General features: G+C 70.6%; 20 protein-coding genes. 9 read left to right on the top strand and 11 right to left on the bottom strand.

Translation table 11 applies throughout. The features are described 5' to 3' along the window. From ACIY1X_RS01855 to ACIY1X_RS01840, 4 genes are read right to left on the bottom strand one after another with little or no spacing between them, the layout of a single operon-like run. Positions 1-1,356 carry a tetratricopeptide repeat protein gene (locus tag ACIY1X_RS01855; RefSeq protein ID WP_399677561.1) on the bottom strand — a complete coding sequence of 452 codons (1,356 nt, stop codon included), beginning with the start codon at positions 1,354-1,356 and terminating at the stop codon, positions 1-3. Positions 1,357-1,401: 45 nt separating this feature from the next. Beyond that, a complete protein-coding gene (locus tag ACIY1X_RS01850) occupies positions 1,402-3,066 on the bottom strand; it encodes a Na/Pi cotransporter family protein (RefSeq protein WP_399677559.1) in 1,665 nt (554 codons plus the stop codon). Between the two features lie 12 nt (positions 3,067-3,078). Next, positions 3,079-4,506, bottom strand: coding sequence for a sensor histidine kinase N-terminal domain-containing protein (locus ACIY1X_RS01845; protein ID WP_399677557.1), 1,428 nt, complete (start codon positions 4,504-4,506; stop codon positions 3,079-3,081). Continuing rightward, positions 4,503-5,183 carry a response regulator transcription factor gene (locus tag ACIY1X_RS01840; RefSeq protein WP_038206892.1) on the bottom strand — a complete coding sequence of 227 codons (681 nt, stop codon included), beginning with the start codon at positions 5,181-5,183 and terminating at the stop codon, positions 4,503-4,505. Before ACIY1X_RS01840 ends, ACIY1X_RS01845 begins: the two co-directional genes overlap by 4 nt. 188 nt (positions 5,184-5,371) lie before the next feature. Between ACIY1X_RS01840 and phnD the strand changes: the two genes are divergently transcribed. Genes phnD through phnE (ACIY1X_RS01820) form a run of 4 tightly spaced genes read left to right on the top strand, consistent with a single transcriptional unit; the run spans position 5,372 to position 8,799 of the window. Further along, positions 5,372-6,376, top strand: coding sequence for a phosphate/phosphite/phosphonate ABC transporter substrate-binding protein (gene phnD / locus ACIY1X_RS01835; protein WP_051953307.1), 1,005 nt, complete (start codon positions 5,372-5,374; stop codon positions 6,374-6,376). Continuing rightward, positions 6,373-7,158: a phosphonate ABC transporter ATP-binding protein gene (gene phnC / locus ACIY1X_RS01830; RefSeq protein WP_399677555.1), complete on the top strand. Its 786-nt coding sequence runs from the start codon at positions 6,373-6,375 to the stop codon at positions 7,156-7,158. The genes phnD and phnC overlap by 4 nt, the downstream gene beginning before the upstream one ends. Then, a complete protein-coding gene (phnE, locus tag ACIY1X_RS01825) occupies positions 7,155-7,964 on the top strand; it encodes a phosphonate ABC transporter, permease protein PhnE (RefSeq protein WP_399677553.1) in 810 nt (269 codons plus the stop codon). Before phnC ends, phnE (ACIY1X_RS01825) begins: the two co-directional genes overlap by 4 nt. Beyond that, entirely contained in the window at positions 7,957-8,799 is an 843-nt protein-coding gene (gene phnE / locus ACIY1X_RS01820; RefSeq protein ID WP_399677552.1) for a phosphonate ABC transporter, permease protein PhnE, read from the top strand. Before phnE (ACIY1X_RS01825) ends, phnE (ACIY1X_RS01820) begins: the two co-directional genes overlap by 8 nt. Before the next feature lie 3 nt (positions 8,800-8,802). On the opposite strand, the gene lspA is transcribed toward phnE (ACIY1X_RS01820), so the two are convergent. The 3 genes from lspA to ACIY1X_RS01805 all read right to left on the bottom strand — a co-directional run bounded on the left by lspA (position 8,803) and on the right by ACIY1X_RS01805 (position 13,333). Continuing rightward, a complete protein-coding gene (gene lspA / locus ACIY1X_RS01815; protein ID WP_399677584.1) occupies positions 8,803-9,324 on the bottom strand; it encodes a signal peptidase II in 522 nt (173 codons plus the stop codon). After that, positions 9,324-12,173, bottom strand: a complete 2,850-nt coding sequence (gene ileS, locus ACIY1X_RS01810; RefSeq protein WP_399677550.1) for an isoleucine--tRNA ligase — start codon at positions 12,171-12,173, stop codon at positions 9,324-9,326. Before ileS ends, lspA begins: the two co-directional genes overlap by 1 nt. Positions 12,174-12,295: 122 nt before the next feature. Continuing rightward, a complete protein-coding gene (locus tag ACIY1X_RS01805) occupies positions 12,296-13,333 on the bottom strand; it encodes a bifunctional riboflavin kinase/FAD synthetase (protein ID WP_399677548.1) in 1,038 nt (345 codons plus the stop codon). 154 nt (positions 13,334-13,487) lie between these two features. Here ACIY1X_RS01805 and ACIY1X_RS01800 point away from each other — a divergent pair, with 154 nt between their 5' ends. Then, on the top strand, positions 13,488-14,045 hold the full coding sequence (locus ACIY1X_RS01800) for an HNH endonuclease (RefSeq protein WP_038207032.1): 558 nt from the start codon (positions 13,488-13,490) through the stop codon (positions 14,043-14,045). A gap of 7 nt (positions 14,046-14,052) precedes the next feature. On the opposite strand, the gene ACIY1X_RS01795 is transcribed toward ACIY1X_RS01800, so the two are convergent. The 4 genes from ACIY1X_RS01795 to ACIY1X_RS01780 form a co-directional block, all read right to left on the bottom strand. Then, entirely contained in the window at positions 14,053-14,835 is a 783-nt protein-coding gene (locus tag ACIY1X_RS01795) for an enoyl-CoA hydratase (protein ID WP_399677546.1), read from the bottom strand. Between the two features lie 13 nt (positions 14,836-14,848). Further along, positions 14,849-16,228 (bottom strand): alpha/beta fold hydrolase, encoded by a 1,380-nt coding sequence (locus tag ACIY1X_RS01790; protein ID WP_399677544.1) that lies wholly within the window; start codon positions 16,226-16,228, stop codon positions 14,849-14,851. 91 nt (positions 16,229-16,319) lie between these two features. After that, positions 16,320-17,435 (bottom strand): acyl-CoA dehydrogenase family protein, encoded by a 1,116-nt coding sequence (locus ACIY1X_RS01785; RefSeq protein ID WP_399677542.1) that lies wholly within the window; start codon positions 17,433-17,435, stop codon positions 16,320-16,322. 15 nt (positions 17,436-17,450) lie between these two features. Further along, a complete protein-coding gene (locus ACIY1X_RS01780; protein ID WP_399677540.1) occupies positions 17,451-18,632 on the bottom strand; it encodes an acyl-CoA dehydrogenase family protein in 1,182 nt (393 codons plus the stop codon). A 152-nt stretch (positions 18,633-18,784) separates the two neighbouring features. On the opposite strand from ACIY1X_RS01780, the gene purN reads away from it, so the two are divergent. The 4 genes from purN (at position 18,785) to ACIY1X_RS01760 (ending at position 22,478) form a co-directional block, all read left to right on the top strand. Then, the gene (gene purN / locus ACIY1X_RS01775) at positions 18,785-19,402 is read left to right on the top strand and encodes a phosphoribosylglycinamide formyltransferase (RefSeq protein WP_399677538.1); all 618 of its coding nucleotides are present in this window, start codon (positions 18,785-18,787) and stop codon (positions 19,400-19,402) included. Positions 19,403-19,436: 34 nt separating this feature from the next. Next, positions 19,437-19,772: an I78 family peptidase inhibitor gene (locus ACIY1X_RS01770; RefSeq protein ID WP_399677536.1), complete on the top strand. Its 336-nt coding sequence runs from the start codon at positions 19,437-19,439 to the stop codon at positions 19,770-19,772. Positions 19,773-19,861: 89 nt separating this feature from the next. After that, positions 19,862-21,136, top strand: a complete 1,275-nt coding sequence (locus tag ACIY1X_RS01765) for an RsmB/NOP family class I SAM-dependent RNA methyltransferase (RefSeq protein ID WP_399677534.1) — start codon at positions 19,862-19,864, stop codon at positions 21,134-21,136. Positions 21,137-21,266: 130 nt separating this feature from the next. Further along, positions 21,267-22,478 carry a fatty acid desaturase gene (locus ACIY1X_RS01760; RefSeq protein ID WP_038206858.1) on the top strand — a complete coding sequence of 404 codons (1,212 nt, stop codon included), beginning with the start codon at positions 21,267-21,269 and terminating at the stop codon, positions 22,476-22,478. Positions 22,479-22,626: the final 148 nt, after the last annotated feature.

Here is a 22,626-nt window from a genome sequence, read left to right as displayed (position 1 = left end):
TCATGACACCACCGAAGGCAGCCCGAGCGCCGCATACACGCCGGCCACCTGCCGCGCCAGCCGCCGCGATTCGGGCTGGCCGTTGCACTGCTGCTGCAGCACGTCCTGCGCGGTGCGCAGGGCGGCGGGTGTGCGCTGGCGCATCAGCGCGTCGAGCCAGATCTGCCCGAACAGGTCGCGCTGCGCGTGGCTGCCGCCGATCTCGACCATGCGCGGCAGTGCCTGCCCCAGCCCCTCGGCGGCGCCGGCCATGTCGCCGCGCGCGTGCGCCACGAGGCCATGCGCCGCCGGCACGCACACGCGCTGCCAGGCGGCGCGGCCGGCCTCGGGCGCCCGGGGCGCATGGGCCTCGATGTTCGCCAGCAGCGCATCGGCCTCGGGCCGCCCGGCGCGCGCCAGGCCGTAGAGGTACTGCAGGTCCAGGAAGGGCAGCACGTGGTCGCGCGTGCGCCCGGCCATGCGTTCGGCCACCGCCTGCCAGCGGCCGCCGACGTCGACGCCGGCCATCTCCAGCCGCGCCAGCAGCGAGACGGCGCCGATCTGGTCCTGCGAGTAGTCGGGCTCCACGCCCCAGCAGTGCGCGTCGTGCACCGCCAGCGCCTCGTCGCCGCGGCCCAGGTCGATCAGGAACAGCGCCAGGTGCCACCAGTTGTGCGTGACCATGAAGGAGTTCAGGCCGGTCCAGGTCGCGCTCATCTCCTCCATGAAGGCCAGCCCTTCGGACAGGCGACCTTCGGTCAGCATCACGTGCGCCAGCGCGTGGTGCGCCCACGGCTCCTTGCGGCACATGGCGATGGCGTGCAGCGCGCTGGCCTCGGCTTCGCGCATCAGGTGGCATTGCTCGTAGCCGAAGGCCAGCATGCCGTGCAGGTACGGCACGTCGGCCGCGTGCGGCCGCGCGGCCAGTGCCAGGCGCAGCATGCCGGGGCAGTCGCCCAGGTTGAAGCAGTGGTACTGGCCGAGCTTGACCGACACCAGGTCGCGCGGGAACTCGCGCGCCTGCTCCTCGTGCAGCGTGATGGCGCGCGCCAGGTCGCCCGCCACCCAGGCGGCGACGGCGGCGATGTAGCGCTGCTCGCGCGGCGTGGCGTGGCGGGCGCCTGCCTGCGCGCGCTCGATGAAGGGCCGTGCGTTGGCTGCGGCCTCGCGCGACTCCGCGAACATGTGCAGCGTGGCGGCGTAGGCCTGCACCAGCGGGCTGTCGTCGCCGCTCGGCTCGAGCACCAGCCGGGCGGCGCGGGCCTCGCACGAGAGGAAGCCCATGACGAAGTCGTCCACCAGCGCCAGGCTGGCGGCGTCGCGGACGTGGACGGGGTTGCCGAGCGCGTCGGCGGTGGAGGGTGGGGCGGCGGGCATGCCGCCGATTCTGCCGCCGGACGCCGGCGGCTCAGCGCCCGGCGCTCAACGCTCCTCCAGCGGCGTCAGCCGCGACTCGCGCAGCCGGCTGGGCGCCAGCGCGCCGGCCGAGTCGAGGATCGGGTAGGCGATCGAGCAGATGTGCGAGTTGATGCGCTTGAGGTCGCTGATCAGGTCGATGTGCAGCGAACTCGTCTCCATGCTGGGCGTGGTGCGGTCCATCAGCCGCTCCAGGTGGGTGTTGGCGTAGGCGCGCTCCAGGTCGCGGAAGCGCGCCTTCTCCTCCAGCAGCTTCTGCGCGTCGCGCACGTTGCCGTTGAGGAACACGCTCATGCCCAGCCGCAGGTTGGCCACCAGGCGCTCGTGCAGCTCCACGATCTCGGCCATGCCGGCCTCCGAGAAGTTGCGCTGCGGCTTGATCTTCTTGTCCTCGATGTCGGTGATCACGCGCTCGATGATGTCGGCCACCTGCTCCATGTTGATGGTGAAGCTGATGATGTCCGTCCAGCGCTTGCTCTCTTCCTCGCCCAGCGCCTCGCGCGAGATCTTGGTCAGGTAGTACTTGATGTCGGAGTAGAGCTGGTCGACCGTGTCGTCCATCTTGCGCAGCTCCTCGGCCAGCCGCAGGTCGTTGGTGCGGATGACGGTGAGCATGCCGATCAGCATGCTCTCCACCACGTCGGCCTGGTGCAGCGCCTCGCGCGCGGCGTTGGAGATGGCCAGCGTGGGCGTGGACAGGGCGGACGGGTCCAGGTGCTGCGGCCGCGTGCTGACCGGCGACTGCGGCGGCGCCGGCAGCAGCCGGGTGACCAGCCGCGCCACCGGCGCCGTCAGCCCGATGAAGGCGATGCTCGCCAGCACGTTGAAGGCCAGGTGGAACAGCACCACCAGCTGCGTGGCGCCGCCCACGTGCGGCCGCACGTACTGCAGCCACAGGCCGATGAAGGGGGCCGCGATCGCCACGCCCAGCACCTTGAACAGCAGGTTGCCCACCGTGACCTGCCGCACCGCGACGCTGGACTTGGCCGTGGTCAGCACCGCCAGCAGGCCGCTGCCCAGGTTGGCGCCCAGCACCAGGCCCAGCGCCACGTCCAGCGGCACCACGGCCGAGCTGGCCATGGCCGCTACCAGCAGCACCACCGCCAGGCTGGAGTACGCCACCACCGCCAGCGCGGCGCCGACGGTGATCTCCAGCAGCACGTCGCTGGTGATGGAGGCGATGATGGCGCGCATCGCCTCGCCCTCGAACAGCGGCCCGGTGGCCGCCACCACGAGCTGCAGCGCCAGCAGCATCAGCCCCAGGCCGATCAGCACGCGGCCGAAGCGTCCGGCCGCGCTGGCCGGCCGCGTGATGGAGAACACCACGCCGGTGAAGATGAACAGCGGCGACAGCCACGACAGGTCGGTGGAGAACAGCACCGACATCAGCGCCGTGCCGATGTCGGCGCCGCGCATCACGGCCAGCGCCGCCGGCAGCGTGACCAGGCCCTGGCCGACGAAGGACGAGGTCATCAGCGAGGTGGCGGTGCTCGACTGCACCAGCGCCGTCACGCCGATGCCGGCCAGGGCGGACGAGAAACGGTTGGCCAGGCTGTGCTGCAGGAAGCGCCGGAGGTTGCCGCCGAACACCCGCAGCACACCGGTGCGAACGAGATGGGTGCCCCATACCAGCAGCGCGATGGCCGCCAGCAGATTCAACAGATGCTTCATGGAAGCGGGGGACTATACGCCCCGTTGCGGCGCCTGCTCCCAGCAGACGATGGCGTCCAGGCCCGCCACGCGGCCATCGGGCGCCAGGCGGTTGACCAGTTCGATCCTGCCCTGCAGGGCCTTGGCGATGTCCAGGCAGATCGCCAGCCCCAGGCCGGCGCCGCGCACCGTCCCGGCCGGCGCGAAGGGGCGGAACAGCCAGGCGCGCGCGTCCTCGGTGATGCCGGGGCCGCTGTCCCACACGGTCATGCGCGCGTGGCCGTCGGCCTGGTCCAGGCGCACGCCCAGCTTGCCGTCCTCGGGGGTATGGCGGATCGCGTTCGACAGCAGGTTGCTCACCAGCTCGGTGGCCAGCCACGGCTGGCCCCGCACCGTGACCGGCGCGGCCTCCTCCAGCGCGAAGTCCAGGTGGCGCGCGGCGATCAGCGGGGAGAGCTCGAGCACCGCCTCGCGCACCACCCCGCCCAGGTCCAGCGGGTGGGCCTCGGCCGGCTCGCCGGCGTGTTCCAGGCGTGCCTTGTTCAGAAGCTGGTTGGCCAGGTGCGCCATGCGGTCGACCGTGCGCGAGAGTTCGGCCAGCACGCCGGCATCGGGCGCCGGTTCGCGCAGCGCCGACTGCAGCTGTGTCTTGAGCACGGTGATCGGGGTGCGCAACTGGTGCGATGCGTCGGCCACGAAGCGGCGCTGCTGCTCCAGCACGCCGTGCTGGCGGGCGAAGAGCGCGTTGAGTTCCTCGATCACCGGCAGCAGTTCTTCCGGCCCGCGCGCGTTCAGGGGTGCGGTGTCGTCGGCCGGGCGCGCATGCAGTTCGCGCCGCAGCGCGCGCAGCGGCCGCAGGCCGCGGTGGACCACCACGCCGACGACGGTGGCGATCAGCAGCATCAGCACCACCTGGCGGGCCAGCATGCCGCGCAGCAGCGTGGCGTGCTGCTGGTGGCGTGCCTCCAGCGTCTCGGCCACCAGGATGCGCACCACGCCCCGTCCCTGCGACATCTCGATCGGCTGCTGCAGCGCGAAGGCGCGCACCGGCTGGGCGTTCACCGTGGCGGTGTAGTGGGCCTGCAGGCCGGGGCCGCGGGTGCCTGCGGGCGGCAGCGGCAGCGCATCGTCGCCCGCGAGCTGGCGGCCCTCGAAATCGAGCACACGCCAGTACATGCGGCTGCCGCCGGCGCCTTCCAGCGCCTCGATCATGGCCAGCGGCACGGTGATCGACAGCTGGTTGCGCTCCACGTGGATGCGGTCGCCGATCTGGCGCGCGGTGGCTTCCAGCAGGCGGTCGTTGGCGCGGTCGGTCGCGGCGCGCGTGCTGCGGTACAGGCTGGCCGTGTCCATCAGCATGAAGGCGGCGATCGGCAGCAGCGTCCACAGCAGCAGATAGGTGCGCAGCTTGCCGGCCGGCTTGCGTGCCGGAGCGTCCTGGCGCGGCGCGGCCGGGGTCACGGCGCAGCCTGCGGGGCCGCCGCCTCGCACAGCAGGTAGCCCACGCCGCGCAGGGTCATGATCTCGGCGCCGCTGCCGGCGATCTTGCGCCGCAGGCGGTGCACGATGACCTCGATGGCGTCGGGCTGCACCGTCTCGCCGGCGCCGAACACCATGGCCAGCAGGCGCTCCTTGGTCACGCCGTGCCCGGGCCGCGCCATCAGCGCACGCAGCAGCGCCCCTTCGCGCGGCGACAGGTCCAGCGGGCGCTCTTCGCGGAACAGGGTCTGGGTGCCCCGGTCGAAGCGCAGGCGGCCGCAGACCACCTCGTCGCCTGCGCTGCGCCGGCGCGCGATGGCATGCAGCCGCGCTTCCAGCTCGTCCAGATCGAAGGGCTTGGCCAGGTAGTCGTCGGCGCCGCTGTTCAGTCCGACCACGCGGTCGCTGACGGCCCCGCGCGCGGTGAGGATGAGCACCGGCGTGCCGTCGCCGCCGCCGCGCAGGCGCTGCAGCACGCGCAGCCCGTCGATGCCGGGAATCGACCAGTCCAGCACGATGGCGTCGAATGCGTGGTGGCGCGCCAGGCCGAGGGCTTCCAGCCCGTCGCCGGTGCAATGGACGTCGAAGCCGCGCCGCGCCAGCGCGCGGGTGAGCGCGCCGGAGAGGTCGAAGTCGTCCTCGACGAGCAGGATCTTCATGCGCGTCGAGCATACGGGCGCCGCGTCCCGCCCGGCCTTGCATCCGGGAAAGCCCGCCCTCTTTCTGCAAGCGAACTGAAAGCCGGCAGACAGCCGCGCGAAAGCCGGGCCGGCCGGCCATGCCGGCCACGCCCTAGAGTCGCCGCTGCCGGGTCAGCCGACCCGTCCATCTGCAAGGAGACATACGCATGCGACCATTGACGACCGCGGCCCTGGGCGGCCTGCTCGGCCTGCTGGGGCTGCTGGCGGGCACCGCCGCGCTGGCCCAGGACAATTGCCCGAACCGGGGCGACCTCGACACCCAGTACTGCGACGCCAACAAGGACCTGGTGGCCGACACGCCCACCGACGCGGGCAAGCTGAAGAACCCCAACACGCTGGTGTTCACCTACACGCCGGTGGAAGACCCGGCGGTGTACGAGAAGATCTTCAAGCCCTTCACCGACCACCTGGCGCAGTGCACCGCCAAGCGCGTGGTGTTCTTCCAGGTGCAGTCCAACGCGGCCGAGATCGAGGCCATGCGCGCGGGCCGCCTGCACGTGGCGGGCTTTTCCACCGGGCCGACGGCCTTCGCCGTCAACATCGCCGGCGCGGTGCCCTTCGCCGTCAAGGGCTACGCCGACCGCTTCCAGGGCTACAACCTGATCGTGGTGGTGAAGAAGGACAGCCCCTACCAGAAGCTGGCCGACCTCAAGGGCAAGAAGCTGGCCCACACCTCGCCCTCGTCCAACTCCGGCCACATGGCGCCGGTGGCCCTGTTCCCCAAGGAGGGCCTGACGCCCGACAAGGACTACAAGGTCATCTTCTCGGGCAAGCACGACCAGTCGGTGCTGGGCGTTCGCTCGGGCGACTACGACGCCGCGGCCGTTGCCTCGGACGTGTTCGAGCGCATGGCGCACCGCGGCGAGATCAAGGAAGACGACTTCCGCGTGATCTACCGCAGCACCAAGTTCCCGACCTCGTCCTTCGCCTATGCGCACGACCTGGAGCCGGCCTTCCGCGACAAGATGCTCAAGTGCTTCTACGACTACCGCTTCACGCCGGAGATGCAGAAGGCCTTCGACGGCGCGGACCGCTTCTTCCCGATCACCTACCAGAAGGAGTTCGCCATCGTGCGCGACGTGGCCGACTCGGCCGGCGAGAAGTTCAACCGCGCTGCCTACGAGCGCGAATCCGCGAAGCAGAAGAAGTGAGCGCCACGCCGACCACCGGCGCCCTGGAGATCCGCGACCTGGTCAAGGCCTACAAGCCGGGCCAGCCGGTGCTCAAGGGCATCAGCCTGGAGATCGCCGGCACCGGGCTCACCTCGGTCATCGGGCCCTCGGGCACCGGCAAGTCCACGCTCCTGCGCTGCATCAACCGCCTGATCGACCCGACCGCGGGATCGATCTGGCTCCAGCACGACGGCGAGCGGGTCGACATGTCGGCGCTGCGCGGCGCCGCCCTGCGCGCCCAGCGCCGCCACATCGGCATGGTGTTCCAGGAATACAACCTGGTCGAGCGCCTGACCGTGATGGAGAACCTGCTGACCGGCCGCCTGGGCTACGTCGGCGCGTGGGCGGCCTGGCGCCGCCGGTTTCCGCAGGCCGACATCGATCGCGCCTACGAACTGCTCGACACGGTGGGTCTTGGCGCCTTCGCCAACCAGCGCGCTGATGCGCTCTCGGGCGGGCAGCGGCAGCGGGTGGGCATCGCACGGGCGCTGATGCAGCAGCCGCGCGTGCTGCTGGCCGACGAGCCGACTTCGTCGCTGGATCCGAAGACCTCGGTGGAGATCATGACGCTGCTGCGCGAGCAGGGGCGGGCGCGGGGCATCCCGGTGGTGGTCAACATCCACGACGTGGACCTGGCGCGGCGCTTTTCCGACCGCATCATCGGCATGTCGGGCGGGCACGTGGTCTACGACGGCGACGGCGCCGGGCTGGACGAAGCCATGCTGAAGACCATCTACGGCGGCGAGGACTGGCTGCAATGAGCGCGCCTGCCTCGCCGCCGCTGCCGCCCGCGCGCACGGGCGCGCCGTTTCGCGCCAGCGCCGGCGTGCGCGCGGCGGGCGTGCTGCTGGCGCTGTACACGCTCTACGCGCTGTCGCAACTGGACTTCTCCTGGCAGCGCTTCAGCGAAGGGCTGGGCCACGGCACCCGGCTCATCGGCAAGATGTTCCCGCCCGACCTGGACAAGTGGGACATCCTCGGCAAGGGCATCGTCGAGAGCCTGCAGATCGCCGTGCTGGCGACCGCGCTGGGCATCGCGCTGAGCCTGCCGGTCGGCTTTCTCGGGGCGCGCAACCTGATGCCCGCATGGGTGACGTGGATCGCCCGCTTCATCGTCGCCGTGTGCCGCTCGCTGCACCCGGTGATCGTGGCCATCATCTTCGTCAAGGCGGTGGGCTTCGGCGCGCTGGCGGGCGTGCTGGCGCTGACGGTGGCCTCGATCGGCTTCATCGGCAAGCTGTTCTCCGAGGCGATCGAGGAGATCTCGCCCAAGCAGGTGGAAGCGGTGCGCGCCACCGGCGCCTCGTTCATGAACATGATCGCGTTCGGCGTGCTGCCGCAGGTGTTCTCGCGCTTCATCGGCTTCGCCACCTACCAGCTCGACTCCAACCTGCGCAACTCGACGATGGTCGGCATCGTGGGCGCGGGCGGCATCGGCGGCGCGCTGTTCTCGGCCTTCCAGCGCTTCGACTACGGCTTCGTGTTCACCATCCTCGCCACCATCGTCGCGATCATCGTGCTCGCGGAGATCGGCACCAACGCTCTCAAGAAAGCGCTCGATGTCTGACGTCCTGTCTCCCGCGATGCCGGACGGCCGCGCGGCCCCGGCCGGCGCACCGCGCATCTGGCAGCGCTACACGCCGGTGCAGCGCACCGTTCGTTTCTTCGTCTGGCTGGTGCTGGCGGCGGCGGTGGTGCAATCCGTGCGCACCATCGAGATCATCCCCGAGTTCCTGCTCGACGCCCATGTCCAGATGGCCGACCTGCTGGTGCGCATGTGGCCGCCGGACACGGCGTACTACCCGCAAGGCATCCACCAGGCGCTGATGGAGACGCTGCACATCGCCTCGCTGGGCACGCTGCTGTCGATCCTGCTGGCGGTGCCGCTGGCGCTGCTGGTGGCGGGCAACCTCACGCGCAACCGCGCGGTGAACCTGCTGGCGCGCATCGCGCTGGTCACCTCGCGCTCCGTCAACTCGCTGGTGTGGGCGCTGCTCTTCGTGGCCGTGTTCGGGCCGGGGCCGCTGGCCGGCACGCTGGCCATCGGCTTCCGCTCGATCGGCTTCGTCGGCAAGCTGCTGGGCGAGGCGATCGAGCAGACGCCGCGCGGCCCCATCGAGGCGCTGGAGGCCGCGGGCGCGGGCTGGCTCGCCCGCATCTGGTACGGCTACTGGCCGCAGGTGAAGCCGGCCTTCGCCTCGATCGTGCTGCTGCGCTGGGACATCAACGTGCGCGAATCGGCCGTGCTGGGCCTGGTGGGCGCCGGCGGCATCGGCATGGTGCTGGACTCGGCGATGAACCTGTTCCAGTGGGACCGCGTGGCGATGGTGCTGCTGGCGATCTTCGCGGTCGTGGTGATCGCCGAGGTGGTGGTGACGCAGGTGCGCCGCCGAGTGCTGTGAGCCCTAGGCTGCGCCGCGCCGCATGCGGCGCAGCTCGTCCAGGATCAGGCAGACGGCGCCCAGCGTGATGGCGCTGTCGGCCAGGTTGAAGGCCGGGAAGTGGCGGCCGCCCCAGTGGAAGTCCAAGAAGTCCACCACGTAGCCGTGCATCAGCCGGTCCACCACGTTGCCCACCGCGCCGCCGAGGATGCAGGCCATCGCGAAGCTGAACAGGGCCTGGCCGCGGTGCTTCACCAGCATCCAGACGATGAACACGCCCGCGCCCACGCCGATGGCGGTGAACAGCCAGCGCTGCCAGCCCGAGGCGCCGGCCAGGAAGGAGAAGGCCGCGCCGGTGTTGTGGGCCCGCACGATGTTGAAGAAGCCGGTGACCGGCGTGTAGTCGCCCAGCCGGTAGTGGCCGAGGATCAGCACCTTGGTCCACTGGTCGGCGATGAAGATCACGAGCGCCAGCGCCAGCCAGGGCCAGATGCCGGCGCGGGCCAGGGGCGACGCGCCTGGCGCGGGAGCGGGGGCGGCGGCCATCATGCGCGGCTGCGCGCCTCGCCGGCGCCGTACAGGTTGGCGACGCAGCGGCCGCAGATCGTCGGGTGCGCGGCGTCGCTGCCGACGTCGGCGCGCCAGTGCCAGCAGCGCTCGCACTTGGTGTCGGGGCTGGGCGTGACGCGGATCGCCAGCGCCTCGCCGGGCACCAGCTCGACCACGGAGGCGATGAAGACGAACTTCAGGTCCTCGCCCAGCGCGGCCAGCAGCGCGTGGTCTTCCGGCGCGGCCGTCAGTTGCACGTTGGCCTGCAGCGAGGAGCCCACGCCGCCTTCGGCTCGCACCGCCTCGATCTCCTTGTTCACCGCGTCGCGGATCTCGCGGATGCGGGCCCACTTGGCCAGCAGCCCTTCGTCGGCCGTGCCGAGGTCGCAGAAGGTCTCCATGAAGATCGACTCGGAGGTGCCGGCGAACTTCCACGCCTCCTCGGCGGTGAAGCTGAGGAAGGGCGCCATCCAGCGCAGCATGGCCTGGGTGATGTGCCACAGCGCCGTCTGCGCGCTGCGGCGGGCCAGGGAGCCGGGCTGCGTGGTGTAGAGCCGGTCCTTCAGCACGTCGAGGTAGAAGGCGCCCAGGTCTTCCGAGCAGAACACCTGCAGCTTGGCGACCACCGGGTGGAACTCGTAGACCTTGTAGTGCGCCAGCACCTCCTGCTGGAATTCGGCCGCGCGCGAGAGCGCCCAGCGGTCGATCTCGAACAGCTCCGCGAGCGGCACCGCGTCCTTCGCGATGTCGAAGTCGCTGGTGTTGGCGAGCAGGAAGCGCAGCGTGTTGCGGATGCGGCGGTAGGCATCCACCACGCGGGCCAGGATCTTGTCGTCGCCGGCGATGTCGCCCGAGTAGTCGCTGGCAGCCACCCACAGGCGGATGATCTCGGCGCCCAGCTTCTTGGTCACCTCCTGCGGGTCGATGCCGTTGCCGAGCGACTTGCTCATCTTGCGGCCCTGGCTGTCGACGGTGAAGCCGTGCGTGAGCAGGCCGCGGTAGGGCGCGCGGCCTTCCAGCGCGCAGGCCAGCAGCAGCGAGCTGTGGAACCAGCCGCGGTGCTGGTCGTGGCCTTCCAGGTACAGGTCGGCCTCGGGGCCGGTGTCGTGGTGCACCGCGGGGTGCGTGCCGCGCAGCACATGGAAGAAGGTGGAGCCGGAGTCGAACCACACTTCCAGGATGTCGCTGCTCTTGGTGTAGTGCGGCGCGTCCTCGGCGCCGAGGATCTCCTCGGCCGTCACGCGGCTCCAGGCCTCGATGCCGCCCTTCTCGACGATGTCGGCGGCCTGGTCGAGGATCTCCATCGTGCGCGGGTGCAGCTCGCCCGAGTCCTTGTGCAGGAAGAAGGGGATCGGCACCCCCCAGCTTCGCTGGCGTGAGATGCACCAGTCGGGCCGGTGGGCGATCATGTCGTGCAGGCGGGCCTTGCCGTTCTCCGGGTAGAAGCCCGTATGCTCGATGGCCTCCAGCGCCGTCTGGCGCAGCGTCCTGGCCGGCTTCTCGCCGGGCTTGGTGAACACGCCCTCGCCCTCGTCCATGCGGATGAACCACTGCGCCGCGGCGCGGTAGATCACCGGCGTCTTGTGGCGCCAGCAGTGCGGGTAGCTGTGGGTGATGGTCTCGGTGGCCAGCAGCCGGCCGGCCTCGCGCAGTGCCTCGATGATGTGCGGTACCGCCTTCCAGATGTTCTGGCCGCCGAACAGCGGGAAGTCCGCCGCGTAGCTGCCGTGGCCCTGCACCGGGTTGAGGATGTCGTCGTAGGCCAGGCCGTGCGCCACGCAGGAGTTGAAGTCGTCCAGGCCGTAGGCGGGCGAGGAGTGGACCAGGCCGGTGCCGTCGGTGGCGGTGGCGTAGTCGGCCAGGTACACGGGCGACAGGCGCCGGTAGCCTTCGTGCACGTCGTACAGCGGGTGTTCGAATTCCAGCCCGCCCAGCGCGCGGCCCTGCACCAGGCCCACCACCTTGCCGTCCAGCGCGTAGCGGTTCATGCACATCTCGACCAGCGAGTCGGCCACGATCAGCAGGCCGCGCTCGGTGTCGACCAGCGCGTAGTTCAGGTCGGGGTTGAGGTTGAGCGCCTGGTTGGCCGGGATGGTCCAGGCGGTGGTGGTCCAGATGACGGCGAAGATGTCCTTGGCCGGCGCCTTGTCCAGCCCGAAGGCGGCCGCGACCTTGGCCGGCTCGTGCGCCTTGAAGGCCACGTCCAGCGTCTGGCTCTTCTTGTCGGCGTACTCGATCTCGAACTCCGCCAGGGAGGAGCCGCAGTCGAAGCACCAGTACACGGGCTTCAGGCCGCGGTAGACGAAGCCGCGCTCGATGACCTTCTTGAAGGCGCGCAGCTCGCCCGCCTCGTTGGCGAAGTCCATCGTCTTGTAGGGGTGCGTCCACTCGCCCAGCACGCCCAGGCGCTGGAAGTCCGTCATCTGCTGCGCGATCTGCTCGGTGGCATAGGCGCGGCTCTTGGCCTGCATGTCGTCGCGGCTCAAGTTGCGGCCGTGCTTCTTCTCGATCGCGTTCTCGATCGGCAGGCCGTGGCAGTCCCAGCCGGGCACGTACAGCGCGTCGAAGCCTTCGAGCTGGCGCGCCTTGGTGATCATGTCCTTGAGGATCTTGTTCACCGCGTGGCCCATGTGGATCTGGCCGTTGGCGTACGGCGGGCCGTCGTGCAGGATGAACTTGGGCCGGCCGCCGCGCGCGTCGCGCAGGCGCTTGTACAGGCCCTCCTCGTTCCACTGCTTCACCCAGCCCGGCTCGCGCTTGGGCAGGTCGCCGCGCATGGGGAAGGGCGTGTCGGGCAGGTTCAGCGTGGCGCGGTAGTCGGTGGGGGAAGAAGCGGCGTCAGACATGGGAAGACGGGACAGGGGACTTCGACAGGCTCAGCCCGAACGGCACGGGGCGTCGGCGGGGGAGAGGGGCCGTCCGCCCTGAGCTTGTCGAAGGGCGGCAGCACGGCGCGGGCGTGCGGGGGCTAAATTCGGTCGCGGGTGGTCTGCCGCCGCGTCTCGGCATGGGTGGACGCGAAGAAGCGGCGCGCGTCGTCGCGATCCTTGGCGATGCCCGCGGTCAGGGCTTCCAGGCTCGTGTAGCGCAGCTCGTCGTGCAGTTTGTGCAGCAGGTCCACCCGGATGATTTTACCGTAGGCCCCTTCCTCGCCCAGGCCGGCGGGCCATTCCAGGCAGTGCGTCTCCAGCAGCACCCGGCCGCCGTTGACGTCGTTGGCGTCCAGCGAGGGCCGCACGCCCAGGTTGGCCACGCCGGGCAGGGGCTGTTCGGCCAGCCCGTGCACCTGCACGGCGAAGATGCCGCTGGCGGCCGGCTTCCAGTGCTTGAAGCGCAGGTTGAGGGTGCGGAAGCCATCGCTGCCGCCCGGCGCGCTGGCGCCCAGCGCGCGGCCCAGCTTGCGCCCGTGCACCACGTGGCCCGAGATGGAGTAGGGCCGGCCCAGCAGCGCGGCGGCGTCCGCCATGCGGCCCTCGGCCAGCGCCTCGCGCACGGCCGAGCTGGACACCCGCAAATTCTGGACTTCGTAGCTGTTCATCCGTGCCACGTCGAAGCCGTGCACCTGGCCGGCCGCGTCGAGCATGGCGTAGTCGCCCGCGCGCTTGGCGCCGAAGCGGAAGTCGTCGCCCACCAGCACGTAGCGCGCGCCCAGGCCCTCGATCAGCACGTCGCGGATGAACTGCTGCGGCGGCTGGCTGGCCAGTACGGCGTCGAAGGGCAGCACGATGGTCTGCGCGACGTCGTTGGCGGCCAGTTCCGTCAGCTTGTCGCGCAGGGTGGCGATGCGCGCCGGCGCGAGTTCGGGCTTCTTCGTCACGCCGGCGAAGTAGTCGCGCGGGTGCGGCTCGAAGGTGAGCACGCAACTGGACAGGCCGCGATGGCGCGCCTCGGTGTTCAGCAGCGCCAGCATGGCCTGGTGGCCGCGGTGGACGCCGTCGAAGTTGCCGATCGTCAGGGCGCAGGCGGGCGCCACGCCCGGATGCCGGAAGCCACGGAATATCTGCATGCTTGTTTTTTGATAGCGGCTCGCGTACGCCTGGCGGGGGTTCGCAGCCGGAATGTCATGAACGCGTTATATTGTGGCGCGATCGTTGCATCGGATCCCAGCGATGCATGCATTCCCGTCGGTTCTTTTCTTGTTTCGAGAGGAGGCTTGTGTGGTGAAGGTGTTGAAGCTGTCGGCCCAGGGGCTGCCGCAGTCGTGGATCTCGCTGGAGCAGGCGGTGACCCACTACGCGGCGGACGAAGTGCGCTGGGAGGCCGGCGGCCAGGTGGCCCTGTTCCGCGGCGGGCACAACGCCGTCACGGGCGCGCAGTCGCAGATCGCGGTGGCCAGCATCATCGGCACCAAGGGCGTGCCGCGCATCAGCCCCTTCAGCCTGCGCCCGGGCCTGACCAACAGCAAGCTCTTCGCCCGCGACCGCAACATCTGCGCCTATTGCGGCGGCCACTTCCACGAGGAAGAGCTCACGCGCGAGCACATCGTGCCCTTCGCGCAGAACGGGGTGGACCACTGGATGAACGTGGTCACCGCCTGCCGTCCCTGCAACCACCGCAAGAGCAGCCGCACGCCCGAGCAGGCCGGCATGCCGCTGCTGTACACGCCCTACGTGCCCAGCCTGTGGGAAGACTTCATCCTGCGCAACCGCCGCATCCTGGCGGACCAGATGGAGTTCCTGATGGCGCATCTGCCGCGCAACTCGCGGCTGCACGGGTAGGCCGGGCTCAGCTCCGCCAGCCGGGCGGGCGCTTGTCGATGAAGGCCTGCACGCCTTCCAGCGCCGTCTCGTGCGCCATGTTGCAGGCCATCGTGCGGCTGGCGTCGGCCAGCGCATCGGGCAGGCCGGCTTCGATCTGGCGGTAGAACAGCGCCTTGCCCAGTTCCAGCGCGACGCGCGGCTTGTCGAGGATGCGTGCCAGCAGCGCCTCGACTTCCGCGTCGAGGGCGTCGGGCGCGGCCACGCGGTTGACCAGGCCGCGCCGGCGCGCGGTCTCGGCGTCGATGAAGTCGCCCGTCACCAGCATCTCGAAGGCCGCCTTGCGGCCGACGTTGCGCGACAGCGTGACGCTGGGCGTGGCGCAGAACAGGCCGATGTCGATGCCGCTGGTGGCGAAGCGCGCCTCGCTCGACGCCACCGCCAGGTCGCACAGCGCCACCAACTGGCAGCCGGCCGCGGTGGCGATGCCGTGCACGCGTGCGATCACCGGCACCGGCAGGGCGTGCAGGGCCAGCATCATGGCGCTGCAGCGGGCGAACAGGTCCCGGTAGTACGCCTCGCGCGGCGTGGCGCGCATCTGCCGCAGGTCATGGCCGGCGCAGAAGGCGCGGCCCGTGCCGGCGATCACGACGGCGCGCAGGGTCTCGTCCCGCTGCAGGCGCTCGGCCGTCGCATGCAGCTCGGCGATCAGTTCTTCCGACAGCGCATTGAAGGCCTGCGGCCGGTTCAGCGTCAGTGTGGTGACGCCGCGTGCATCGCGCGTCTCGATCAGGACGGGTTCGCTGCGCATCGGGGCCTCCGGCTCAGTACGTCAGTTCGAGCACGCTCAGGTGCCCGCCGGCGAAGGGCCAGGTCAGGCCGGCGATGTGCTCGCCGTTGAATTCGCCGACCACGCTGCGCTGCACGTCGCTGGCCAGCCGCAACCGGCTGGTGGCGATGCCGGCGCCGCTGGGCGGCACGCCGGGCAGGGCCGCCTGCCCGTCCAGGCGCATGCGGTCGCGCCGGGCGTCGAAGTAGCCGCGCGGGCGGGTGAAGATGACCAGCGCTTTCGCGTCGCGGTCTGCCGCGGCCGGCCGCTCGGGGCGCACGTTGACGACGCTGCTCGAGCGCGGGAAGGGGCTGCGGTAGACGTGCGTGGTGGCGTATCCGGGCGCGCTGATCTCGAATTCGTAGCTCGCGGCGCTGCGGCCGGTGAACGGCCCCCAGCGGCCGTCCGGGCCGATGACCTTGTGCCACACCGCCTCGCCCCGGCGCGCGCCGGTGGCGGGGTCGACGGCGTAGACGGCCAGCCGCGCGCCGACGACCGGCAGGTTGTTGGCGAAGTCGCCGCTCGCGGGGTTGTTGCTGTCCAGCCCCAGGCCGGTCAGGCGGCCGTCGAGCACCACTTCCGCCTCGGGCGCGATGTCGGTGCGCTGCGGCGCCTGGCCGGTGAGGAAGCGCCACGCGGCGGCGAAGGCGGCCGGCGAGAAGGAGGTCTCGCGGTGGTCCACGCCGGGCAGCACCACGTTGGTCGCGCCCCTGAGGGCCGGCCCGTCGTGGCCGACGTTCGTGGGCTTGCCGGGTGCGCCGATCCAGGTGCCCTCGGGCTGCGCGTACTTGTCGTTGTTGTCCGAACGCAGGGTGAGCCACTGCACGCCGGGCGTGACCTCGTCGCCGTTCGGCCCCTTGGGCGCGTTGAGCTGCTTCATGAAGGGCGACAGGCCCGAGAACTCGCTGCCTTCGCGCAGGCCCGGCACGGCCCAGATGCCGTGCGCCGGGTTGCCGCCCAGCACCACGTGGCTCACGTGCGCCGCCCCGCCGCCGTTCTGCACGTAGTTGCGGATCGTGTTGCCGCCGCGCGAATTGCCGATCAGGATCACCCTGGCGGCGCCCGTCGCGTCCATCACGCGACGCACCTGCGCCTTGAGGAAGGCCATGGACTCGGCAGTCGAGCTGCGCCCCGGCTGGGCCGCCGCGTCGTCGTCGCGCGCCAGGGGCATCGGCTGGTCGAAGGCGAACAGGCGGTTGCGCGGCCAGCCGTTGGACTCGAAGCGCCAGATCGTCGTCTGCCACAGCGCCGCCGAGTCGCCGTTGCCGTGCACGAAGACGATGGGCGGACGGTCGTTCGAGGCAGGCATGGTGGAACAGGCGGCAAGGGCGAGCAGGGCGGGCGCGCCGATCACGAGTTGTCTGCGCTGGGTCATGGGACGTGTCTCCTGAAGCCTGCCTTATAAACAAAAACGCCCGCCGGCGCGGTGCCGGCGGGCGCGGTGCGTCGTTCGTCGAAGCGCGGCCTCAGGCGAAGACGCCGGCCGTGTCCTGCATGCGGGCCGACACCTCGCTCAGGTGGTGCAGCGTGTCGCCGTAGGTCATCTCCATCTGCGTGAGCTTGCGGAAGTAGTGACTGCCGACGTACTCGTCGGTCACGCCGATGCCGCCGTGCATCTGCACAGCCGACTGGCTGACGAAGCGCATCGACACGCCGAGCTGGTACTTGGCGCGCGCCGCGGCCTGGCGGCGCTCGGCGGCCGGAGCGCCCAGCTTGAGGTTGGCGTAGTAGCTCATCGAGCGCGCCAGCTCCAGTTGCATCTTCATGTCGGCCGCGCGGTGGCGCAGCGCCTGGAAGCTGCCGATCAGCACACCGAACTGCTTGCGGGTGTTGAGGTATTCGACGGTCAGCGCCAGCATCTTGTCCATCGCGCCCACGCCCTCGGCGCAGGCGGCGGCGATGCCGATGTCCACCGCATGCTCCAGCACCGGCAGGCCGTCGGCCGCGACCAGCGCGGCGGCCGCCTTGTCGAACACGACCTCGGCCGCGCGGCTGCCGTCCTGCGTGCCGTAGCCGCGGGCGGCCACGCCGTCCTCGGACCGCGGCACGAGGAAGAGGGCGATCTTCCCGTCGAGCCGGGCGGGCACCAGGTAGGCATCGGCCTGGTCGCCGGCCGGCACCACGCTCTTGGCGCCGGTGACCGTGTAGCCGCTGCCCGCCTTGGCGGCCTGCGCCTCGCACACGTCGAGCCTGTAGCGTGCCTTCTTCTCCTGCTGCGCCAGCACCACCAGGGCCTGGCCGCCGGCGATGCGCGGCAGCCATTCGGTGCGCGTGGCCTCGTCGGCATGGCCGGCCAGCACGGCGCCGGCGATGAAGGACTGCGCCAGCGGCTCGAGCACGATGCCGCGGCCCAGCTCTTCCATCACCACCATCATCTCGACCGCGCCCATGCCCAGGCCGCCGTCGTCCTCGGGGATCAGCAGGCCGCCCAGGCCCAGTTCGGCCAGTTCGTCCCAGGCCTCGCGCGAGAAGCCGCCGGCGTCCTCGATGGCGCGGCGGCGCTCGAAGCTGTAGCCCTTGTCCACCCACTTGGCGACGGCGTCGCGCAACTGCTGCTGGTCGTCGGAAAAATCGAAGTCCATGTCCTGTCTCTCCTGTCAGCCCAGCACGGTCTGCGCCACGATGTTGCGTTGAACTTCGTTGGAGCCGCCGTAGATGGTGGTCTTGCGCATGTTGAAGTAGGTCGAGGCCAGCGGCGCCAGCGTCGGGTTGCCGCCGGGGAAGTCGCCCTGCCAGCCGGCATGCATGGCCTCGCGGATCAGCGGCAGCGAGAAGGGGCCGCCGGCGAGCATCATCAGTTCCGAGTAGCGCTGCTGGATCTCGCTGCCCTTGATCTTGAGCAGGCCGGCGATGTCCAGCGAGTTCTTGCCCGAGGTGGCGGCCGAGAGCACGCGCAGCACGAGCATCTCCAGCGCGACGATGTCCACCTCCAGCCTGGCGATCTCGTCGCGGAAGCGCAGGTCGTCCCACACGCCCTCGGCCTTGGCGATGCGCTTGAGGCGCTCCAGCTCGCGCTTGGCGCGGTTCACGTCGGCGATGTTGGTGCGCTCGTGGCTGAGCAGGTGCTTGGCGTAGGTCCAGCCCTTGTTCTCCTCGCCGATCAGGTTCTCGGCCGGCACCTCGACGTTGTCGAAGAACACGTCGTTGACCTCGAAGCCGCCGTCCATCAGCTTGATGGGGCGCACCGTGACGCCGGGCGACTTCATGTCGAGCACGATGAAGCTGATGCCCGTCTGCGGCTTGCCCTCGGTGCTGGTGCGCACCAGGTTGAACATCCAGTCGCCGTACTGGCCGAGCGTGGTCCAGGTCTTCTGGCCGTTGATGACGTACTTGTCGCCCTTGCGCTCGGCGCGGGTGCGCAGCGAGGCCAGGTCGGAGCCGGAGCCCGGCTCGCTGTAGCCCTGGCTCCACCACACCTCGCCGCTGGCGATGCCGGGCAGGAAGCGCTTCTGCTGCTCGGGCGAGCCGAAGGCCATGATCACCGGCGCCACCATCACCGGTCCGAAGGGAATGATGCGCGGCGCGCCGGCCAGGGCGCACTCTTCCTCGAACAGGTGGCGCTGCACGGCGGTCCAGCCGGGGCCGCCGAACTCCTTGGGCCAGCCGTAGCCGAGCCAGCCCTTCTTGCCGAGGATCTTCGCCCAGCCCTGGATGTCCTCGCGCGTCAGTTCCAGCGCGTTGTGCACCTTGCGGGCAGTCTCCTTGGGCAGGTGTTCCGCGACCCAGGCGCGGACGTCCTCGCGGAACTTCTGTTCTTCGGGGGTAAAGGCCAAATCCATGGGGTGTCTCCAGAGAAGCGGAGGTTTTTAGCACGGTCGTTCGCGCGGTCGAGTCCGCCGGGCGACACGGGATAATCCGCGGCCAGTATGCATCCCTCGCGCCATCGTTTCACTCCCCGTCCGGGCGCGGCCTGCGCCGCGCAGATCCGCCGATGACGGGCCGCGCCGACCGTCCCCTGGTCATCCTCATTTCCGGCACCGGCTCCAACATGGCGGCCATCGTGCGGGCGGCGCAGGCGCAGCGCTGGCAGGCGCGCTACGGCGCCCGCGTGTCGCTGGTGCTGAGCAACCGGCCGGACGCCGCGGGCCTCGTCTTCGCGCGTGCGCAGGGCATCGACACCGCCGTCGTGCGCCACCAGGACTTCGCCAGCCGCGAGGACTTCGACGCCGCCCTGGCCGAGCGCATCGACGCGCATCGCCCGGCGCTGGTGGTGCTGGCCGGCTTCATGCGCATCCTCACACCGGGTTTCGTGCAGCGCTACGCCGGCCGGCTGGTCAACATCCATCCCTCGCTGCTGCCCGCCTTCCCGGGCCTGGACACGCACCGGCGCGCCATCGAGGCCGGCTGCACCGTGGCCGGCGCGACGGTGCACCAGGTCACGACCGAACTGGACCACGGGCCTATCCTGGCCCAGGCCGTGGTGCCGGTGCTGCCCGGCGACACGCCGCAGGCGCTGGCGCAGCGCGTGCTGTCGCAGGAGCATCGCCTCTACCCGCGCGCCATCGCCGGCTGGCTGGAGGCGCAGGTCGCCGCGCAGCCGGCCGCGTGACTTCTCTCCTTCCTATTCCGACCAAGGAACCCGTATGCACCCGATGCACCGCCGGATCGCTCTGATTCCCCTGCTGGCCGCCGTCGCGCTGGCCGGATGCGCCGCACCGCCACCGCCGCCGCCCGCGCCGCCTTCCGCTCCCGCGGCGCCGCCGGAGCCCCCGCCGCCCCTGTGCGACGCGGCCGGCGCACAGTTCGCCATCGGCCAGCCCTACACGCCCGAACTGGAGGCGGCCCTGCGCCACCGTGCCAACGCGCAGGTGGTGCGGGCGCTGAAGCCGGGCCAGCCCGCGACCATGGAATTCAACCCCACGCGGCTGAGCGTGCAGCTCACGGACCGCAACCGCGTCAAGGCGCTGGGCTGCGGCTGAAATGACACAGCTCCCACGCCCATCGCTTCGCGTATCGCTGCCTCCCGAGGGGGCACGTCCGTGCCTCCGGGCGGTCGAGCGGCACTGACATGCATCCCCGTGCCCTGCTCGACGCCTGCGCCCAACTGGTGGCGCAGGTGATGGCCTTCGACCACCCCGCCGACGCGGTGGTCTCGCGCTACTTCCGCGAGCATCGTCAACTGGGGCCGCGCGAACGCGCCACGCTGACCGAGACCGTCTATGCCGTGCTGCGGCGCAGGCGCCTGTTCGAGCACCTGGCCCGCTCGGGCAGCGGTCCGCGCGAGCGCCGCCTGGCGATCCTCGGCTTCCCCGGCGCGAGGGAGTTCCTGCGCGGCGCGCTGACCGAGCCCGAGGCGCGCTGGCTGGAGGCCTGCGACGCCGTGCCGCCCGACGCGCTGTCGGCGCCGCATCGGCACAACCTGCCGGACTGGCTGGCCGACGCCCTGCAGGCGCAGGTCGGCGACGATTTCCCCGCGCTGGCCGAGGCGCTGCTGCAGCCGGCGCCGCTCGACCTGCGGGTCAACCTGCTGGCCGCCAAGCGTGCGGCGGTGCGCGAAGAGCTGGCTGCCGCCGGCCTGCAGGCCGGCGAAACGCCGTATTCGCCCTGGGGCCTGCGCCTGGCGGGCAAGCCGGCGATCCAGAAGCTGGATGCCTACACCCGCGGCGCCGTCGAGGTGCAGGACGAGGGCTCGCAGCTGCTGGCCCTGCTCACGGACGCCCGCCGCGGCGAGATGGTGGTGGACTTCTGCGCCGGCGCCGGCGGCAAGACGCTGGCCTTGGGCGCGGCCATGCGCAACACCGGCCGGCTCTACGCCTTCGACACCTCCGCCCACCGGCTCGACGCGCTCAAGCCGCGGCTGGCGCGCAGCGGCCTGGCGAACGTGCATCCCGCCGCGCTGGCGCACGAGCGCGACGAGCGCGTCGGGCGCCTGGCCGGCAAGATCGACCGCGTGCTGGTCGATGCGCCCTGCTCGGGCCTGGGCACCCTGCGCCGCAACCCGGACCTCAAGTGGCGCCAGACCCCCGAGGCGGTGCGCGAGCTGGCCCTGCGCCAGGCCGCCATCCTCGCCGGCGCGGCGCGGCTGGTGAAGCCGGGCGGGCGGCTGGTCTACGCCACCTGCAGCCTGCTGCGGGAGGAGAACGAGGCCATCGCCGAGGCCTTCGGCGCGGCGCACGGGGACTTCGCGCCGCTGCCGGCCGGGCAGGTGCTGGCGCAGCTCAAGGTGCGGGAGGCCGCCTCCCTGGCCGCGGGCGGGGAGGGCGGTGCGCTGTACCTGCGGCTGTGGCCGCATCGGCACGGCACGGACGGATTCTTTGCCGCCATCTGGAACCGGCGCGCCTGAAGCTGTCTCCAAAGCCCTGAATTCGCCATTTTTCTGAGGGAAAACAAGGGGTTGAGAACACCCCTCGGCCTTAAAATCAGCGGATTCACCTTGAGGCCGGCCTTCGCCGCGCCGTCTGGAGTTAATCGATATGTTTGCTGATTCCGCCGTCCTGAGCTCGGCCCTCGACTGGCTCGGCCATGGCCTGTGGAACCTGACCTGGTGGGAGATCGTTCTCTACACCCTGGCCACGACCCACATCACCATCATGGCGGTGACCATCTTCCTGCACCGCACGCAGGCGCACCGCGCGATGGACCTGGGGCCCATCCCATCCCATTTCTTCCGCTTCTGGCTCTGGATCGGCACCGGCATGGTGACCAAGGAATGGGTCGCCATCCACCGCAAGCACCACGCCAAGTGCGAGACGGAAGACGACCCGCACAGCCCGCAGACCCGCGGCATCGACACCGTGATGTGGCGCGGTGCCGAGCTGTACCGCGCCGAGGCCAAGAACCAGGACACCCTCAAGAAGTTCGGCCACGGCACGCCCGACGACTGGATGGAGCGCAACGTCTACAGCCGTTTCGGCTGGCAGGGCGTCGGCCTGATGCTGATCCTGAACCTGGCCCTGTTCGGCGGTGTCGGCGCCACCGTGTGGGCGGTGCAGATGCTGTGGATTCCCTTCTGGGCGGCCGGCGTCGTCAACGGCCTGGGCCACTACTGGGGCTATCGCAACTTCGAGGCGCCCGACGCCAGCACCAACCTGACGCCATGGGGCGTCATCATCGGCGGCGAGGAACTGCACAACAACCACCACACCTATCCGACCTCGGCCAAGTTCTCGGTCAAGAAGTACGAGTTCGACATCGGCTGGGTCTATATCCGCATGATGCAGGCGGTGGGCTGGGCCAAGGTCAAGAAGGTGCCGCCGCGCCTGCAGATGGGCGACGTGAAGCCGGTGGCCGACGAGAAGACGCTGGAGGCCGTGATCGCCAACCGCTACGAGGTGATGGCCCGCTACGCCCGCGAGATGCGCCGCACCTGCAAGCAGGAGATCGCGCAGCTGCAGGGCAAGGGCGCCGACCTGGCGGTGCTCAAGGCGGCCAAGCGCTGGCTGCACCGCGACGACGACAAGGTGCCGGCCGCGGCCCGCGCCCACCTGGCCCAGGCCCGCGCCACCCACCCCGTGCTGGACAAGATGGTCACCATGCGCGAGGAACTGCGCCAGATGTGGATGAACACCTCGCAGTCGCGCGAGCAACTCGCGGCCGATCTGGCGGCTTGGTGCCACCGCGCGGAAGCCAGCGGCATCGCCGCGCTGCAGGAGTTCTCCGTGCGCCTGCGTGCGGTGCGCGCCTGACAGCTCATCACTCCGAAGTCGCTGAGCGACTTCAGAGTGGGTCTCGATCAGATGCAAAAGGCCGGAGTGAATCCGGCCTTTTGCATGGAGGGATCGCGCTGCGCGTTGCTTCGCGCGATCCATGACAAAAAAGCCCCGCGATGCGGGG

The organism is Xenophilus sp. (assembly GCF_044462705.1).
In the GTDB taxonomy this organism is placed as follows: Bacteria; Pseudomonadota; Gammaproteobacteria; order Burkholderiales; family Burkholderiaceae_C; genus Xenophilus; species Xenophilus azovorans.
Note: the sequence above shows the minus strand (reverse complement) of the source record. Positions and strands in the feature narration are given on the sequence as shown.